This is a genomic window from Bacillus sp. B2-WWTP-C-10-Post-4 (assembly GCF_009183805.1).
Taxonomy (GTDB): Bacteria; Bacillota; Bacilli; order Bacillales; family Bacillaceae_G; genus Bacillus_A; species Bacillus_A cereus.
The window spans coordinates 30,160-47,529 of record NZ_WEII01000020.1 but is presented as its reverse complement, the minus strand read 5'-3'; the positions used below and the strand labels follow the sequence as shown (position 1 = coordinate 47,529).

The window sequence follows — 17,370 nt, the reverse complement described above, 5'->3', positions numbered from 1 at the left end:
TTTTTGTTGGAATCCAGCTACAGTGGCTAGAATGTTCGGCGGCTTCGCTTCTTCCCCAGAGGCAAAGAGCGCCTCAAGGTCAGAAGCTCCATCCACCTCACATTCTGAGCGAGCCACTTTCGCTTTTTGTTGGAATCCAGCTACAGTGGCTAGAATGTTCGGCGGCTTCGCTTCTTCCCCAGAGGCAAAGAGCGCCTCAAGGTCAGAAGCTCCATCCACCTCACATTCTGAGCGAGCCACTTTCGCTTTTAATTGGAATCCAGCTACAGTGGCTAGAATGTTCGGCGGCTTCGCTTCTTCCCCAGAGGCAAAGAGCGCCTCAAGGTCAGAAGCTCCATCCACCTCACATTCTGAGCGAGCCACTTTCGCTTTTAATGGAATCCAGCTACAGTGGCTAGAATCTGTTGGCCATTTCACTCCCTCGGCCGAAGCAAAAAGCGCTTCTCTGTCGGGAGTTCCAATGTCCAAAGATTCTGAGTGAGCCACTTTCGCTTTTTATTAACATTTGTTACAATAGTAAAAATAGAGGAGGGACGTTATATGCCAAAGGGTACAGGTAAGGTTATTGCACAGAATAAAAAAGCATTTCATGATTATTTCATCGAAGAAACATACGAAGCAGGGCTTGTCCTTCAAGGAACGGAAATTAAGTCGATTCGCGCTGGACGCGTAAACTTGAAAGATGCGTTTGCACGTGTACATAATGGTGAAGTATGGGTTCATAATATGCACATTAATACGTACGAACAAGGGAATCGTTTCAACCATGATCCACTTCGTACGAGAAAATTACTTCTGCATAAAAAAGAAATTGATAAACTAGCGGGCGCTGCGAAAGAAACAGGTTACGCATTAGTTCCACTTAGAATTTATTTAAAAAATGGATTTGCAAAGATGGCACTTGGTTTAGCAAAAGGTAAGAAGCAATACGATAAACGTCACGATTTAAAAGAGAAAGAAGCTAAACGTGAAATTGCACGCGCGTTCCGTGATCGCCAAAAGATGTAATACAGATATTTACATTTGTAAAATGGAGCGCGTATGTTATAATAACTTATGTAAGGTTGTTGCACATTGAAAAACAGCTCTTAGTAGCTATCACGATATTTTCTTCGTATGCTCCATTTTTATCATGGGGACGTTACGGATTCGACAGGGATAGTTCGAGCTTAGGTTGCGAGTCGAGGGGATCGGCCTCGTTAAAACGTCAAAGCCTATAATTGGCAAACAAAACAATCTTTCTTTAGCTGCTTAATTGCACTAAAGGTTCCTCCCTCCATCGTCCATGTGGTAGGGTAAGGGACTCAAACTAAGTGGACTACGCCGGAGTTCGCCGTCTGAGGACAAAGGAAGAGAATAACCAGACTAGCAACTTGGAAGCCTGTCGATAGGCCGAAGAGTTCGCGAAATGCTAATATATCGACTACACTCGTAGAAGCTTAAGTGCCGATATTTTTGGACGTGGGTTCGACTCCCACCGTCTCCACCAATACATATTTGGTGGTTTTTTATTTTGTATAATATGAACCATAATTTTGCCAGGTTGGTGAGGTTATGGTTCTTTTTGTTTGTGGTTTTATAGAATGCTGAAGTCGATGGGACGGTATCCCTGAAAGAGAGAATAAAAAATGGTTATTGATGATAAGCGGGTAGATACTATAGCAGATTGTAAACGCTCAATTGTTAAGTAGTTATTATTTTTTTACTTTATTCGAATCTTCATATGTTTTGTGTTTTTATCCATACCTATTGTAAGATTATATAGAGTTCTCCTAATAAACTGTTTTAATGGATTATTTAGGGGTTTTAAATTTATAAATCTTAAATTATTTTTTCGGGATAATTTTTTTATCTAAATAATTTATATTGAAGTAGAGGTGAACCATCGGTGAAGCAGGTGTTGGTGATTAAAAATGAACGGTCTTCAGCAAAGAAAATCGTAAGCGGTCTAACGCAAGAAGGCTATTTCATTTTAAAACTTCACAATGAAAACGAAGGTTTAAATATAATATATGAACAAGATTGGGATATTATCATATTGGATTGGGATTCATTAAGTATATCAGGACCAGAAATTTGCAGACAAATACGACTTGTTAAAACGACACCGATCATTATTGTGACCGACAATATTTCTAGCAAGGATTGCGTAGCAGGGTTACAAGCAGGAGCGGATGATTATATTAGAAAACCATTTGTGAAGGAAGAATTAGTAGCGAGAGTTCAAGCTATTTTAAGAAGAAGTGACTATAACCAGCAAAATGAGACAAACTTTTTTCAGTTTAAAGATCTCTTTGTTGATGCATCTAGCAATATTGTGAAAAAAGGTGGCAAAAATCTCTCGCTTACGAAGCGCGAGTACGATTTACTTGTATTTTTAATTAAGAATAAAAATACGATATTAAGCCGTGAAATGCTTTTGAATCAAGTTTGGGGATATGACGTAGTAGTAAATCCGAATGTAGTAGACTTATATATTGGGTATGTAAGAAAAAAGCTAAAGTGCGAGAAGAAAGATAGATATATTCAAACGATACATGGCAGAGGCTATTCAATGGTTGAATGATAAAAATAAGATAATAAAGTAGTTTCTGTGAAATATTAGCTATTACTGCGCGTATTTTGTAAGGGAAGGTCTCTGTCCCGTATTTGTTGAGAAAGTATTTAATGAAGGTTAATCAACAGTCCTGACCGCACATATTACTTTTTATGCTTGATTTTATGAATTCATACGATTCACAAGATTTTCACAGAATTAATGACTATACTAATTAACAGGATGTTCAAATGAAAATGATTATCAATAGCGATTCAATTGAATAAAAGTTACCTTCTAATTCAATCTATGGATGTCATCATTTTCGAAATAAATCACACTATAAGGAGTATACATATGAAAAAATCTATGCTTTTAAAATTAGTGAGTATTCTAGCAATTTTCACTTTAATGTTAGTGGCTTGCTCAGATTCAAGTAAAGAAACTTCGAAGGCTAATAATAAAGATAATGGTAGTGATAAGCCAAAAACGGTTGAAATCACTGATGCTCATGGAACTGTTAAAGTACCTGTAAACCCAAAGAATGTAGTTGCTTTGGATAACAGAACTTTTGAAACTTTATCTGATTGGGGAATTAAATTAGCGGCTGCTCCAAAGGATATCATGCCTGCTGATTCAGCATATAAAAAGGATGAAAAAGTTCAAAATATTGGGAATCACCGTGAACCAAATCTAGAAATTATTGCAGCGGCAAATCCTGAACTTGTAATTGTTGGTCAAAGATTTGCTGACCATTACGAAGAAATCAAAAAATTAGTACCAAATGCAGCAGTTATTGATCTTAATTTTGATGTTTCTGAGAAAGCTACTAAGCCTGGCGAAAACTTAGTAAAAGGACTTAAAGATTCTACAATTACTTTAGGAAAAATCTTTAATAAAGATAAAGAAGCTAAACAATTAGTAGCTGATTTTGATAAATCTATTGAAAAAGCAAAATCTGCTTATAACGGAAAAGATAAAGTTATGAGTGTTATCGTTACTGGTGGTAATATTGGTTTTGCTGCGCCGCACTCTGGTCGCGTTTGGGGACCTATGTATGACATTTTCGGTTGGACTCCAGCGTTAGAAGTTTCAAATTCTACTGCAGGTCATAAAGGTGATGACGTTTCTGTTGAAGCTATTGCACAAACAAATCCTGATTGGATTTTCGTATTAGATCGTGATGCTGCAACATCTGATGCAGCTAAGTCAACACCTGCTAAGGATGTTATTTCTAAATCACCTGCTCTTCAAAACACAACTGCTGTTTCTAAAAAACAAGTTATTTATGCACCAGAAGATACTTACACGAATGAATCAATTCAAACTTATATAGAGTTATTTGGAAATATGGCAAAAACTTTAGCTAAGTAGTGTAAAGGAGTACGAAACAGTGTCAAAAAATATGATTTCTAGGGTTGAGAATACTTCTCAACCCCAGTTTTATAATCAAAATAAAATATGGACAAAACCTTTTATAATAGCAGTTATAGTTGTTATAATTTTAGGGATTATATCACTGTTTACTGGAGTTTATGATATACGTGGACAAGAGGACGGGACAGAGATGTTTTTCATAACTCGTGTTCCGAGAACAGCTGCATTAATGCTTACTGGAGCTGCGATGGCGATGGCAGGGCTCGTCATGCAACTCATTACACAGAATCGCTTTGTTGAACCTACTACAACGGGGACTATTGAATGGTCAGGCTTAGGCCTGCTTTTTGTGTATTTATTATTTCCTGCCCCGACTTTAGTTCAAAGAATGACTGGTGCAATCATTTTTTCTTTTATAGGAACTATGATTTTCTTTCTATTTTTAAGAAGAGTTAAGCTTCGTTCGTCTTTAATTGTTCCGATTATTGGATTGATGCTTGGAGCAGTAATTTCTGCAGTGTCTACTTTTTTAGGACTCCTTTTTCAAAAGACGCAAAGTATTGAAACTTGGTTTGTAGGTTCATTTGCTAACATTCAGGTGGGAAGATATGAATATTTATGGCTGATTGTTATCATTACTTTTCTTATTTTTATGTATGCTAATAGATTGACTTTAGCTGGACTAGGAGAAGATGTCGCAACAAGTCTTGGAGTTAATTACAATAGAATTGTTCTTTTTGGGACTGCTCTTATCTCTGTTGCAGTTGGAATTGTTGCAGCTGTTATTGGACACTTACCTTTCTTAGGATTAATTGTGCCAAATATCGTTTCAATGTTTAGAGGTGATGATCTTAGGAGTAATTTACCTTGGGTTTGTGTGATCGGAATGGGATCAATAACTGCCTGTGACATCATTTCTCGAACAATTATACAGCCTTTTGAATTACCTGTTTCTTTAATACTTGCAACAGTGGGAGCAGTCGTGTTTATTACTATTTTATTGAGAAAAAGAAAACCAAGGAGGCTACGATGATCACATTAGAATATAGAAAAAAAGAAAATGTCGAGATCGATTCTAGCCTTCATAATGAAAGTAGATCAGCTAGCGCTTTTCGGTCTAAGAAGGAAGCAAGACGTTATTGGATTTTACTGATAACATTGATTGCTTTAGGTCTTCTTTCTTCATATGGACTTTTAGTTTATAACAATCCAGTTCCGATAGATTCACCTTCTTTTATCCCAGTCGTTAAGAGAAGGATAGTAGCTATTGTTGCAATGATTATTGCTGCGGTTTGCCATAGCTTGTCGACAGTTGCTTTCCAATCTATTACGAATAATAAAATTATTACTCCTTCACTTTTAGGTTTCGAATCACTTTATTCAGCAATTCAAACGAGTACAGTATTCTTCTTTGGTGCTAGTGCGTTAATAAATTTTAATGGAATTGGATCATTTTTATTCCAAGTTGTTGTTATGGTCTTCATGAGTTTAATACTTTATGGATGGTTACTTTCCGGTAAATACGGGAATTTACAACTTATGCTTTTAGTTGGAATTATTATTGGTACCGGGCTAAATTCTGTGTCAACTTTCATGAGAAAACTACTTGCGCCTTCAGAATTTGATATTTTACAAGCAAGATTATTTGGTTCTGTTAATCATGCAGATCCTGCATATTTTCCTATTGTAATTCCTATGATCATAATTGTAGCGGTATTAATTTTTGCTCATTCTAAGAATTTGAATGTTTTGTCACTAGGAAAAGATGTTGCTACTTCTTTTGGAGTTAAATATCAACCTAGTGTAATTTATACGCTTGTATTAGTAGCTATTTTGATGTCTATTTCAACAGCTCTAATTGGGCCACTTACTTTCTACGGCTTTTTAGTAGCAACTTTGAGTTATCAGGCAGCGGCAACTTATGATCATAGATATATTTTTCCGATGGCTTTTGCTATAGGATTTTTAATAATGACGAGCGCATACTTTTTAATGTATCATGTATTCCATGCTCAAGGTGTAGTTTCAGTTATTATTGAATTATTTGGTGGAATTATATTCTTAACTATAGTTTTAAGGAAGAGGGCTTTATGATAAAAATTGATAATGTTAAAAAGTTCTATACTGATAAGGTAAAAATAGGACCTTTGGATATTGAAATACCAAAAGCAGGCTTTACTTCTTTAATTGGACCAAATGGCGCTGGAAAGTCCACGACACTTTTGATGATTGGCAGACTTTTAGATATGGATGAAGGCCAAATTCAGGTAGCAAATATGGATGTTTCTGAATCCAAATCAAAAGACTTAGCAAAAGTTTTGACTATATTGCGACAAGAAAATCATTTTGTAACTAGGCTTACAGTTAGACAATTAGTCGGATTTGGGCGCTTTCCTTATTCAAAGGGAAGATTGACTAAAGAAGATGAGGTTATCATTTCTAAATATATCGATTTCTTAGATTTAACTAGTTTAGAGAATAGATATTTAGATGAGCTTTCTGGTGGTCAAAGACAAAGGGCATATGTAGCGATGGTATTGTGCCAAGAGACGGAATATGTACTTTTGGACGAACCTCTGAACAACCTTGATGTTGCTCGTTCTGTTCAAATGATGGAGCATTTAAGACGTGCAGCTAATGAATTTGGAAGAACAATTTTGACTGTCATGCATGACATAAATTTTGCAGCTAAATACTCGGATAAAATTTGTGCTATGAAAGATGGACAAATTGCTGCTTTTGGAACAGTAGAAGAGGTTATGGACTCAACACTTTTGACAGATATTTTTGAAACAAAAATAGAAATTATTAATGGTCCTTATGGGCCAATCGCAGTTTATTAGTTATAAAATGTAAAAAATACCGTAGCTTGCGTAGATTATGCAAGCTACTCTAGTTGAAGCTGCTGTCTGTATTTTATAGGCAGCAGCTTTTTTTATGTGATTACTCATAAAATGCAGAAGAATGCTTCACCTTTTCAAGTATGTACTAAACGAAAAAAATATCCCTGTATAACTTTTTAAAAGAATTCAGCTTGTTTTTTGATATGTAATATTGCATATCAGAGTGTATTGATAAAAGTGTAAGGGGTCACTATAATGAGGGCATAAAGATAAATCACATTTTCGTAGCAATAAAAAGGAGGAAATAATATGGAAATCGCAATGGCAGTTTTAAAATTTGTAGGTGGCGTAATCCCGTTAATTCAAGAACTTTTAAAAGCATTTATGTAAGTTTATCAGTTACCTATCATTTATCAATCATTATCATATTTTACTAAAAAAAGAACGGGGTGATTTTTCTGAATATTAAGAAAAACATTAAAAGAAGAAAGTTCCTTACATGTTTATTAGTTAGTCTATGCACTATTAATTATTCATCTATTTCCTTCGCAGAAACACAAGCAAGTAATGTAACTGATGTAACCAAAAATGCTAGTGGCATTAATACTGGTATAGCAAATCTTAAATATAATAATCAAGAGGTTTTAGCTGTAAATGGTGATAAAGTAGAAAGTTTTGTTCCGAAAGAAAGTATCAATTCAAATGGTAAATTTGTAGTAGTGGAACGTGAAAAAAAATCACTTACAACGTCACCAGTCGATATTTCAATTATTGATTCTGTAGTGAATCGTACGTATCCAGGAGCTGTACAACTTGCAAATAAAGCTTTTGCAGACAATCAACCGAGTTTATTAGTGGCTAAGAGAAAGCCTTTGAATATTAGTATAGACTTACCGGGCATGAGAAAAGAAAATACAATCACTGTCCAAAATCCGACATATGGTAATGTAGCTGGAGCGGTAGATGATTTAGTATCTACTTGGAATGAAAAGTATTCTACAACACATACGTTACCTGCAAGAATGCAGTATACGGAATCTATGGTTTATAGTAAATCACAAATTGCAAGTGCTCTTAATGTTAACGCTAAATATCTTGATAACAGTCTAAATATTGATTTTAATGCAGTTGCAAATGGAGAGAAAAAAGTGATGGTAGCGGCGTATAAGCAAATATTTTATACGGTAAGTGCTGAACTACCTAACAATCCATCTGACCTTTTTGATAATAGTGTTACTTTTGACGAGTTAACTCGAAAAGGCGTAAGTAATTCGGCTCCACCTGTTATGGTTTCAAATGTAGCTTATGGTAGAACGATTTATGTAAAATTAGAAACAACATCTAAGAGCAAAGATGTACAAGCTGCTTTTAAAGCCTTACTTAAGAATAACAGCGTTGAAACGAGTGGACAGTATAAAGATATTTTTGAAGAAAGTACCTTTACTGCTGTAGTATTAGGCGGAGATGCGAAAGAGCATAACAAGGTTGTTACTAAAGATTTCAATGAAATCCGAAATATCATTAAAGATAATGCTGAATTAAGTCTTAAAAATCCAGCATACCCGATTTCATATACAAGTACTTTCTTAAAAGATAATGCAACTGCTGCTGTTCATAACAATACAGATTATATTGAGACGACAACTACAGAATATTCAAGTGCTAAAATGACACTTGATCATTACGGTGCTTACGTTGCTCAATTTGATGTATCTTGGGATGAATTCACATTTGACCCAAAGGGTAACGAAGTACTAACACATAAAACGTGGGATGGTAGCGGAAAAGATAAAACGGCTCATTACTCTACAGTTATCCCACTCCCACCAAATTCAAAAAATATAAAAATTGTAGCAAGAGAATGTACAGGTCTTGCATGGGAATGGTGGAGAACAATTATTAATGAACAAAACGTTCCATTAACAAATGAAATAAAAGTTTCAATTGGAGGAACAACATTATACCCAACAGCTAGTATTAGTCATTAAGTATAAAACAAGCGCCCTATAAGTAGGGCGCTTTTTACTTGGTCACAAATTTTATTTTGTATCGGTATGTTTTTAAGTTTTGTAAATCATCAACTATAAGGTGGGAATATTGTGCAGACGAAAAGCTACATGTTTTTCGTCTTTTCGTTCTCTTGCTTAATAAGAAAGATCCTGTAACTCAGTACAGGATCTTTAATCAAACGTTTTTAAAAGCTAAATTGTGGTTTCATATCACCTTTATAAGGTTCATGTTCAACGAATATAGTTATATCCTTACCAGCTTGGTCTTTACCAGTTCTCTTATACGTAAATTTATTCTTATTTAGTTCAGTAAGTTCAAGAGCAGCACCGTATTTGTTATTTCCAATTGAAACATGGGCTCTTATTTTATTTTCGTGTACAACATCGAAGTAGCCATAATCACCGCGGCTTTGACCTGTTTCGCTATTGAAGAACTCATATTTATTAGATTTGTCATCAAATTTTGCTAGACTTATAAAATTCGAATTAAACTGTGTTACATCGTTACCAGTTTCGTCTAATACCTTTGTTCCGTGCCAAAGGGTACCGCCTAAAATTTTATCTCCATCAACGTTTTTAACAATATTTCCTGTAGTCGTGTTCAGCTGCTTGTCCGGATCAGTGAAAGAAAGTTCTTTTTCTTTATATGGGACATGTTCAACGAAAACTTCTACATCTTTACCGTTAGCGTCTTTCCCTATTCGTTTATAAGTAAATACATTTTTATTTAGTTTTGTCATGTCAACGACAGCTTGATACTTCATTGATTCTGAAATTAATATTCTTTTTTTTCCATTATTTGTGATAAAGAAAGTTCCTTTATCGCCACGACTTGCACCTGTTTTAGCATCAAAAAATTCATATCTGCCTGACTTCGCATCATATTTTGCAAGACCGATGAAGTTTGCATTCTCTTTTGTTAAGTCATTCTTATCTTTGTCATACACTCGTGTACCTTGCCAATTTGCCTCGCTAAGAATATTAGCCATTTTTTGCCCTTTAGTTAATTTATTTTCCTTTTTTGTTTCTTTAGCAACTTGTTCTTGCTTTTGTTTCCCATGATTTTCTTCAGCTTTAGTACCAGCACACCCTGTTAATGCTAATGTGAATCCGAGCAGTATGGATGATAGTGTTTTTGTTTTTTTGTTCATGTTTTATCGTCTCCTTATTTTATGATTTTAGGTAGTACGGCTAGCGATTATAGTAGCAGTGCGTCATATACGAACTTAGTTGCTACGTTTCTTATGTTAATACTCGACTATAAACTGCCTCTAAATAAAACATTAAAAAAAGATAAACTAATTCCTAAAATTTTTTCATACTTATAAAAAGGTTTTTTACATGGGGTGAATGTAAGTCTCTCATTTTGAAACTGGCGTAATCACATTGGGGTATACACATTATGCTTACAGTGCGATTTTAGATGTGGTGTTATACTGTGTATAAGATTTTATGTGTGTATGTTGTGTCGGTTTTTGTCGGTAAGTCGATATATTTCGAAAATCGCTGATATATTTGGAGTTGCGCCGATATATTTCGAAAATCGCCGATATATTTGGAGTTGCGCTGATATATTTGAAAAATCGCTGATATATTTTGGAGGGGGATAAAAATGATTGTGAAAGAGCGGAAAATGCCCGTATATTTGCTGCAATTAGAAGCTTTACTTAGAAGATTGCCTGCTCATCATCCAAAAAGGAATGTGGTGGTTGAAAGTCTAGCGAAATTTATGGCCGGCTATAAAGAAGAGCAGGCGATTGAGTATCCACTTAGTTTTTTACCCGAAGCAGAATACCATATTTTACATGATATTAGGTTATTTGATCAAAAACATTATTTCCAAATTGATACTCTCATAGTTTCATCTTATTTTCTTCTTTTTCTTGAAATAAAAAATATTATTGGTACATTAATTTTTGATACAAAGTTCAATCAACTTATTCGAATAGTAGATGGTACTACGGAAGAAGGATTCCCAGATCCGCTTTTACAACTGAAACGGCAAGAGATGCAACTGAGAAAATGGCTGAATCTACATGATTTACATAATATTCCGATTGAATCCCTCGTTGTAATTAGTTCCCCTCGCGCAATTATTAAAACTTCAGATGAAATACTGTCTAGTAAAATTATCCACAGTGCAAATTTACCTAATAGAATAAAACAGATTAAAAATCAATATAAAGAAAAAGTGATTGATAATATAAATGGACTTATAGGCCAGATTATGAATGAGCACATTCCGCAACATCAAAATGTTCTTGCGCAATATAAAATTAAAAAAGAGGAATTGCTAAAGGGTGTACAGTGTGAGGAATGTTTTACAATGGCAATGTTAAAAGAAAGACAGGGATGGCGTTGTTCAAATTGCAATAGTATGTCTAAACATGCTCATTTACGTGCTGTACAAGATTACACACTTCTGTTTAGTGTGATAACTACTAATAGCGAATTGAGGGAATTTCTTAATATGGAATCTAGTTCTGCGGTTAAAAGACTCCTCCAAACAATGAACATCACCTTCACTGGCAACAACAAAGGACGAATATATGATTTAACTTCTTTCCAATCGTAATTTTGCTATAATAAATAAGTACTTATACGAAGGGGAGTCTAAAGAGAAAATGAAGTCATTTAATATCGATCATGTTATAGCTAGTGTTTTGCAATGGATATTAAATATAGCCTTAATTATATTATCCATTGTATTATCAATTTTCTTAGTGAATGAGACAATTACGTTCGTGCAGTATATTTTTTCAGCAAAAGAGTATACGTCTTATAAATTGGTTGAAAGTATCATCGTCTATTTCTTATACTTCGAGTTCATTGCATTAATTATTAAGTATTTTAAATCGAATTATCATTTCCCGTTACGTTATTTTATTTATATCGGAATTACGGCCTTAATTCGATTAATTATTGTGTCTCATGAGGAACCGATGGAGACGTTATTATACGCAGGAGCAATTCTTGTTTTAGTTATTGCTTTATACATATCAAATATGAGAGATTTGAGAAAAGAGTAGTAGTGCAGACATAAGTTTGCACTACTTTTTTACATCTTGACCTTCAAGTTGCTTGAAAGTTTACAATGAAATTAGGGCGTTTGAAATCGAAAAAAATTGAGAAATTAAGTGAAGAGGTTTCTTTTACTTGGAGGTTATAGGAATGAATCAGGAATTGAAGTTACGTCCATTAGAACGAGAAGATTTAAAGTTTGTACACGAACTGAATAATAATGCGCATATTATGTCGTATTGGTTTGAAGAGCCGTATGAGGCATTTGTGGAGCTGCAAGACTTATATGATAAACATATACATGATCAAAGCGAACGCCGATTTATCGTTGAGAAAGACAATGAAATGGTTGGATTAGTTGAGTTAGTAGAAATCGATTATATTCACCGTAGAACAGAATTCCAAATCATTATTGATCCGAATTATCAAGGATATGGTTATGCAGTGGATGCGACGCGTTTAGCAATGGATTACGCTTTTTCCGTACTAAATATGCATAAGATTTATTTAGTTGTGGATAAGGAAAATGAAAAGGCAGTACATGTTTATAAAAAAGTTGGGTTTATGGTAGAAGGTGAGCTTATCGATGAGTTTTTCGTTGATGGTAACTATCATAATGCAATAAGAATGTGTATGTTTCAGAAGCAATATTTTGAAAACAAGTAGTTGAAAGATTCGGAAGTAATGTTGACGCTTCGTAAAACCGTATGCTAAAATCCTTTTTAAGTATTAAGGAAGGTGCATAATATGCTTTATATAAAATTTGTAAAACTCATTAGAAAACTTTGCTCCGCACAAATGTATACGGTGAAGCGTTGTACGGAGCTTAATCAAGGGGCATAAATCCCCTATATTCATCGGCTGAATAACTTTTCTAAAAAAGTATAGTGTATCTATGCTTATTTCGTTATGGTTTTTCAGCTGGTGTATAAAATAGATTAAGGGGCCATAGACAATGCTTTGTCTATGGCCCTTTGTGTATATTATTCCGATGAGTCTTTACTATAAATTGGAGTAGTATAGGAAAAACCACGAAGCAGAGGGCTAGTGTCGAATGACGCTATCTCTCTGCTTTTTTTAATTTCAGGAAAAGAGGAATAAAAATGAGTTTACTTAAAGTGGAAAGTTTATCACATAGTTTTATAGATAAAGTATTATACGAAAATGCTTCTTTTGATTTGCATAAAGGGGAGCATATGGGAATTGTTGGACAGAATGGTGCAGGAAAAAGCACATTAATGAAAATATTGGTGGGGGAAATTATTCCTGATAAGGGAGACATAAAGTGGCAACCTAATATTCAAATTGGACATCTTGATCAATACGCAGAAATTGATGAGGGTTATACCATTTCACAATATTTAAAGAGAGCCTTTTATGATTTGTATGAAATGGAAAAGAGAATGAACAAGTTATATGAAGAAAGTGCGATGACTGGAGATGAAAATCAACTATTGAAAGCGGCAGAAATTCAAGGACTGCTCGAGGCTCGTGATTTTTATTCAGTAGATAGTATTACGAATAAGGTGGCAGCCGGTTTAGGTATTGATGTGATTGGGATGAATCGTGTGATTGGTGAATTAAGCGGAGGGCAGCGTGCAAAGGTAATTTTAGCGAAGCTCTTATTAGAAGAGCCTAATATTTTATTGCTAGATGAACCGACGAATTTTCTCGATAAGGAGCATGTGGAGTGGCTTGCTAATTATTTAATGAATTTTGAAGGAGCGTTTATTGTCGTATCACATGATTTTGATTTTCTGGAAAAGGTAACTTCTTGCATATGTGATGTAGAGTTCGGAACAGTTAAGAAGTATTACGGCAAATACTCAGATTTTGTAAGACAAAAGGAGCATTTGCGAAAAGATTATATTCGCCAATATTATGCACAGCAAAAGAAAATTGAAAAAACGGAAGAGTATATTCGTAGAAATATTGCTGGGGTGAATTCAAAAATAGCGCAAGGTCGTAGAAAACAATTACAGCGTATGGAAAGAATTGCGCCACCAAGTTTTACTCATAAACCGTCTATTCATTTTCAGGAACTTCCCATTTCAGTTCAGACAGTTCTTGAAGTAAATAATCTTGAAGTTGGTTACGACTTCGCTCTCTTACCAAAGTTGAATTTTTCAGTAATGGGTGGGCAAAAACTTGTCATTACAGGTTTCAATGGAGTAGGGAAATCTACTTTATTAAAAACAATCGTTGGAAATATTGCTAGTATTTCTGGAGAGTTTCACTTTTCAGAGCAAATAAAGATTGGATATTATGAGCAAGATTTAAATTGGAGCAATGATTCTTTAACGCCGCTTCAAATTATTTCAGAACAGTTTTCTAAACTGAATATGAAGGAAATACGCCATCATTTAGCTGCGTGTGGAGTGAAGGATACGCACGTTTCGCAAGAAATTCGTACGTTAAGTGGTGGTGAACAATCGAAGGTGAAACTGTGTGGATTATTACTATCACCTTGTAACTTCTTAATTTTAGATGAGCCGACAAATCATTTGGATGCAGAAGCGAAGGAAGCTTTGCAAAAGGCGTTAATTAAGTTTAAGGGCAGCATTATACTCGTATCTCACGAAGCAAGTTTTTATCTTGATTGGGCAGATAGCATCTTTCATATAGAGACGGGATTAGTTAAGGGGGTGTGAAACATATGAGTGAAAACAATTGGAAAACGAAAATTATATTATTTTTGACCGCTCAAACTATTTCGTTGTTCGGTTCCTCTCTCGTGCAATACGCGATTATATGGTATATCACCCTTACAACATCATCAGGAGTGATGTTGACTATTTCAACTGTTTGCGGTTTTCTACCACAAATTGCGATATCTTTGTTTGCAGGTGTTTGGATTGATCGTTATGACCGTAAAAAGATGATTATATTATCGGATGGAATTATAGCGATTGCGACGTTAGTCTTAGCAATTTTATTTTTAACAGGATATAAAAGTATTTGGTTACTTTTTATTGTGTTACTCATTCGTTCAGCTGGAACAGGAGTACAAACGCCAGCTGTGAATGCATTAATTCCGCAAATCGTTCCGAAAGAGTATCTTATGAAAGTAAATGGAATAAATAGCAGTATTACATCTTTAATTATGTTTCTTTCTCCAGCAGCAAGTGCTGCGATTCTTTCTATTGCCAGCATTGAAACAACATTTTTTATTGATGTTATTACAGCTATGATTGGAATTAGTATTATGTTTGTCATTCATGTGGAAGGACATGTGAATGTAGAAAGTAAGCAAAAATCTAATCTACAAGGAATTAAAGAAGGGTTCACTCATTTAAAAGAAAATGTATTTATTAAAAGGCTAATCGTTTTATTGATTATCGTCATGATTTTAATAAGTCCAGCTGCTTTTTTAACACCTTTAATGGTAACTCGTTCTTTCGGGGCCGAAATGTGGAGACTTACTGCTAGTGAGATGACCTTTAGTGCGGGAGCGGCAGCTGGTGGCATATTGATTGCAGCGTGGGGTGGTTTCCGTAATCGTATGCATACAACAGCGCTAGCTTGTGCGTTGTATGGACTGCTTATGATTGGACTCGGAATAGCACCGATATTTATTATGTATTTAGTCTTTAATTTTTTAATTGGTATAACAATGCCGTGCTTCAATACACCAGTTACTGTGTTATTGCAGGAGAAAGTAGAACCATCAATGCACGGACGGATGTTTAGCCTTGTACAAATTGCCAATTCATGCGCGCTTCCTTTAGGAATGATAATATTTGGTCCGTTGTCGGATATGTTTAGTGTAGAGATTTTGTTAATTTATGCTGGGATATTCGTGCTATTTTGCGCAATGTATATTGTATTAAGTAAGAGGTTTGAAGTGTAAATATTTATAATTTAGAAGGTTTGCGAAGTGATTTAAGATGCTTTGCAAACCTTTTTGTTGTTTGTTTAGTCAATAATTATTTATTGTTTAGCAATAAATAATTATTGACTGTTAATTCTTTTTTGGATAATATGATGGTAAGAATCTAAGGGGAATTACATAAGTAGAGGAGAATGTGAAATGAAAAATAAATACGTAGTAGCTATTTCTTTCATGATTTTAGCGATTATTTCTTTAACGATACATGCTTCAAACAGTAAAGTAGGAGCGGATGGATTTCTTGAAGAACCTTTCTTTTTCCTAGTACCGATAAGTTATATATTGTTCCTTAGTGGTATTGGTATATTGCTATTTGGATTTATTACTTCAAAGCTGAAAAAGGGCAATAGATAGGGACAAAACACTCACTATGAAATAGAAACATACCATATGGAAGAAAAAGAATAAGTGAGATGAATCATGATGAATCATTATTTTTATAATGGTAGACAAGTAGGAGCTGCTATTACGCTGGCTGGGGCACAAGGGACAATTCATGCTGTGAATCAAACTATTCAAATGCAGCAACAAGCATATTTTGCACAAATGATGCAAAGTCAGTATATGCCCTATTCACAACTTCCGATGCAAATTGTACATTACGATGTACATCCAGCTGGTTTATTTTCCATTCCATATGGCGGGACATACTTCTTATGAAAGAAAGCGACTGGTTAGAGTCGCTTTTTTTTATATTCCGCCTAGCTTCATTCCAAGGAAGGCAAAGGCGATACCAATTATGTAAGTAGCACTTAAATATAAAAGGAAGATGTACAGTTTTTTACGATTGAGAAGCTGAACAGATTCTAATTTAAGCGTAGAAAATGTAGTGAATGCGCCCATAAATCCAGTACCTAATAATAGTTGCCAACCTGTAGTGACTCCGTTTCCAATTATATATCCAAGTAAAAACGCCCCTGTTATATTAATAAGGAATGTAGCAATTGGAAATTGTGTTTTATTTCTTTTTTTAAACCAATTGCTAATTGCAAATCGTGTAATCGCACCGAAAAATCCTCCTGTTGCGACTAATAAAGCTTCTATCATGAGTAATCACCTTCTGTAAGAGATTTCTTAATTAAGAAATCTCCAAGTGTATAGCCAAGGCCAGACATAATGAGGCCACCAAGTATGCTGCATGATACATATAAGAAGGCTATGCTCCACTCAGAATGATTGATCAATTGCACAGTTTCTACACTAAATGTTGAAAAAGTCGTAAAGGAACCGATGAATCCAGTTCCGATGCCTGTGATAACCTCTGAAGGTAAGATGTTTAGCCGAGCGATATAAGTAGTTAGCCACGCTAAGAAAAAGCAACCGATTAAGTTAATGAGTAATGTTGCCAATGGAAATGAATGATGCCAAAATGTGTTGATATTAAGACCTAAATAATAACGAGAAAGAGCTCCTAATATACCAGCAATGCCAACGATAATATAAATCAATTTTCTCACCCCTTTAAATAGCTTGCTCAAAAAAATAGACTCCTACCAGTATCCATACTGGTAGGAGTCATTAGCTAAGCAGCGTTTATGGCGAACTCCATCGCCTATGATTATTACATATAGTGTACTAAATATACCGTTTAATTTCCAGTGAGGAGGAGGGTGTAACTTTTCTTTTTTTGATGTCTGAAGGCTTTTTAAGTAATTAAAATGGGATCGATTACTTATCAACTAAATATAGTGATAT

Annotated in this window: 18 protein-coding genes, 1 other RNA gene and 1 riboswitch; of the genes, 15 read left to right on the top strand and 4 right to left on the bottom strand. The window is 34.7% G+C overall.

The window, feature by feature from the left end; all coding sequences use genetic code 11:
• A partial coding sequence (locus GBN78_RS30160) for a hypothetical protein (protein WP_193224731.1) occupies positions 1-468 on the bottom strand: 468 nt, incomplete at its 3' end.
• Between the two features lie 72 nt (positions 469-540).
• Between GBN78_RS30160 and smpB the strand changes: the two genes are divergently transcribed.
• The 8 genes from smpB to alo all read left to right on the top strand — a co-directional run bounded on the left by smpB (position 541) and on the right by alo (position 8,744).
• Positions 541-1,008: an SsrA-binding protein gene (gene smpB, locus GBN78_RS11235; RefSeq protein ID WP_001123919.1), complete on the top strand. Its 468-nt coding sequence runs from the start codon at positions 541-543 to the stop codon at positions 1,006-1,008.
• Positions 1,009-1,134: 126 nt separating this feature from the next.
• Positions 1,135-1,489, top strand: a transfer-messenger RNA (tmRNA) gene (gene ssrA, locus GBN78_RS11230).
• A gap of 399 nt (positions 1,490-1,888) precedes the next feature.
• The gene (locus GBN78_RS11225; protein ID WP_030029214.1) at positions 1,889-2,566 is read left to right on the top strand and encodes a response regulator transcription factor; all 678 of its coding nucleotides are present in this window, start codon (positions 1,889-1,891) and stop codon (positions 2,564-2,566) included.
• Positions 2,567-2,893: 327 nt separating this feature from the next.
• Complete coding sequence (locus GBN78_RS11220) at positions 2,894-3,910, top strand: siderophore ABC transporter substrate-binding protein (RefSeq protein WP_044795015.1); 1,017 nt, start codon at positions 2,894-2,896, stop codon at positions 3,908-3,910.
• Positions 3,911-3,929: 19 nt separating this feature from the next.
• Positions 3,930-4,946 (top strand): ABC transporter permease, encoded by a 1,017-nt coding sequence (locus tag GBN78_RS11215; RefSeq protein WP_044795013.1) that lies wholly within the window; start codon positions 3,930-3,932, stop codon positions 4,944-4,946.
• Positions 4,943-6,007, top strand: a complete 1,065-nt coding sequence (locus GBN78_RS11210) for an iron chelate uptake ABC transporter family permease subunit (protein WP_000631244.1) — start codon at positions 4,943-4,945, stop codon at positions 6,005-6,007. The genes GBN78_RS11215 and GBN78_RS11210 overlap by 4 nt, the downstream gene beginning before the upstream one ends.
• The gene (locus GBN78_RS11205) at positions 6,004-6,756 is read left to right on the top strand and encodes an iron ABC transporter ATP-binding protein (RefSeq protein WP_000590071.1); all 753 of its coding nucleotides are present in this window, start codon (positions 6,004-6,006) and stop codon (positions 6,754-6,756) included. The genes GBN78_RS11210 and GBN78_RS11205 overlap by 4 nt, the downstream gene beginning before the upstream one ends.
• A gap of 449 nt (positions 6,757-7,205) precedes the next feature.
• Positions 7,206-8,744: an anthrolysin O/cereolysin O family cholesterol-dependent cytolysin Alo gene (gene alo / locus GBN78_RS11200; protein WP_070184457.1), complete on the top strand. Its 1,539-nt coding sequence runs from the start codon at positions 7,206-7,208 to the stop codon at positions 8,742-8,744.
• A gap of 206 nt (positions 8,745-8,950) precedes the next feature.
• On the opposite strand, the gene GBN78_RS11195 is transcribed toward alo, so the two are convergent.
• Positions 8,951-9,916 (bottom strand): DUF4822 domain-containing protein, encoded by a 966-nt coding sequence (locus tag GBN78_RS11195; RefSeq protein WP_076774602.1) that lies wholly within the window; start codon positions 9,914-9,916, stop codon positions 8,951-8,953.
• A gap of 461 nt (positions 9,917-10,377) precedes the next feature.
• Between GBN78_RS11195 and GBN78_RS11190 the strand changes: the two genes are divergently transcribed.
• The 7 genes from GBN78_RS11190 (at position 10,378) to GBN78_RS11160 (ending at position 16,335) form a co-directional block, all read left to right on the top strand.
• A complete protein-coding gene (locus tag GBN78_RS11190) occupies positions 10,378-11,340 on the top strand; it encodes a nuclease-related domain-containing protein (protein WP_070184456.1) in 963 nt (320 codons plus the stop codon).
• Between the two features lie 49 nt (positions 11,341-11,389).
• Entirely contained in the window at positions 11,390-11,794 is a 405-nt protein-coding gene (psiE, locus tag GBN78_RS11185; protein ID WP_000834708.1) for a phosphate-starvation-inducible protein PsiE, read from the top strand.
• A gap of 142 nt (positions 11,795-11,936) precedes the next feature.
• Positions 11,937-12,452, top strand: coding sequence for a spermidine N1-acetyltransferase (gene speG, locus GBN78_RS11180; RefSeq protein ID WP_001071092.1), 516 nt, complete (start codon positions 11,937-11,939; stop codon positions 12,450-12,452).
• Positions 12,453-12,889: 437 nt separating this feature from the next.
• The gene (locus tag GBN78_RS11175; protein ID WP_070184455.1) at positions 12,890-14,437 is read left to right on the top strand and encodes an ABC-F family ATP-binding cassette domain-containing protein; all 1,548 of its coding nucleotides are present in this window, start codon (positions 12,890-12,892) and stop codon (positions 14,435-14,437) included.
• A 5-nt stretch (positions 14,438-14,442) separates the two neighbouring features.
• A complete protein-coding gene (locus tag GBN78_RS11170) occupies positions 14,443-15,636 on the top strand; it encodes an MFS transporter (RefSeq protein ID WP_070184454.1) in 1,194 nt (397 codons plus the stop codon).
• A gap of 180 nt (positions 15,637-15,816) precedes the next feature.
• Positions 15,817-16,029, top strand: a complete 213-nt coding sequence (locus GBN78_RS11165) for a DUF3955 domain-containing protein (protein ID WP_000792610.1) — start codon at positions 15,817-15,819, stop codon at positions 16,027-16,029.
• A 66-nt stretch (positions 16,030-16,095) separates the two neighbouring features.
• Complete coding sequence (locus GBN78_RS11160; protein ID WP_000980957.1) at positions 16,096-16,335, top strand: DUF3947 family protein; 240 nt, start codon at positions 16,096-16,098, stop codon at positions 16,333-16,335.
• 30 nt (positions 16,336-16,365) lie between these two features.
• On the opposite strand, the gene crcB (GBN78_RS11155) is transcribed toward GBN78_RS11160, so the two are convergent.
• Both crcB (GBN78_RS11155) and crcB (GBN78_RS11150) read right to left on the bottom strand, forming a co-directional pair.
• Positions 16,366-16,722: a fluoride efflux transporter CrcB gene (gene crcB, locus GBN78_RS11155; RefSeq protein WP_000568584.1), complete on the bottom strand. Its 357-nt coding sequence runs from the start codon at positions 16,720-16,722 to the stop codon at positions 16,366-16,368.
• On the bottom strand, positions 16,719-17,123 hold the full coding sequence (crcB, locus tag GBN78_RS11150) for a fluoride efflux transporter CrcB (RefSeq protein ID WP_000639312.1): 405 nt from the start codon (positions 17,121-17,123) through the stop codon (positions 16,719-16,721). The genes crcB (GBN78_RS11155) and crcB (GBN78_RS11150) overlap by 4 nt, the downstream gene beginning before the upstream one ends.
• A 54-nt stretch (positions 17,124-17,177) precedes the next feature.
• Positions 17,178-17,237: riboswitch (Fluoride riboswitch) on the bottom strand.
• Positions 17,238-17,370: the final 133 nt, after the last annotated feature.

Coding starts and splice junctions, on each gene's coding strand:
- GBN78_RS11205 (WP_000590071.1), top strand. CDS start 6,004: ATGATAAAAATTGATAATGTTAAAAAGTTCTATACTGATAAGGTAAAA.
- GBN78_RS11220 (WP_044795015.1), top strand. CDS start 2,894: ATGAAAAAATCTATGCTTTTAAAATTAGTGAGTATTCTAGCAATTTTC.
- GBN78_RS11195 (WP_076774602.1), bottom strand. CDS start 9,916: ATGAACAAAAAAACAAAAACACTATCATCCATACTGCTCGGATTCACA.
- psiE (WP_000834708.1), top strand. CDS start 11,390: ATGAAGTCATTTAATATCGATCATGTTATAGCTAGTGTTTTGCAATGG.
- crcB (WP_000568584.1), bottom strand. CDS start 16,722: ATGATAGAAGCTTTATTAGTCGCAACAGGAGGATTTTTCGGTGCGATT.
- GBN78_RS11160 (WP_000980957.1), top strand. CDS start 16,096: ATGATGAATCATTATTTTTATAATGGTAGACAAGTAGGAGCTGCTATT.
- GBN78_RS11175 (WP_070184455.1), top strand. CDS start 12,890: ATGAGTTTACTTAAAGTGGAAAGTTTATCACATAGTTTTATAGATAAA.
- smpB (WP_001123919.1), top strand. CDS start 541: ATGCCAAAGGGTACAGGTAAGGTTATTGCACAGAATAAAAAAGCATTT.
- GBN78_RS11210 (WP_000631244.1), top strand. CDS start 4,943: ATGATCACATTAGAATATAGAAAAAAAGAAAATGTCGAGATCGATTCT.
- GBN78_RS11165 (WP_000792610.1), top strand. CDS start 15,817: ATGAAAAATAAATACGTAGTAGCTATTTCTTTCATGATTTTAGCGATT.
- GBN78_RS11170 (WP_070184454.1), top strand. CDS start 14,443: ATGAGTGAAAACAATTGGAAAACGAAAATTATATTATTTTTGACCGCT.
- speG (WP_001071092.1), top strand. CDS start 11,937: ATGAATCAGGAATTGAAGTTACGTCCATTAGAACGAGAAGATTTAAAG.
- GBN78_RS11190 (WP_070184456.1), top strand. CDS start 10,378: ATGATTGTGAAAGAGCGGAAAATGCCCGTATATTTGCTGCAATTAGAA.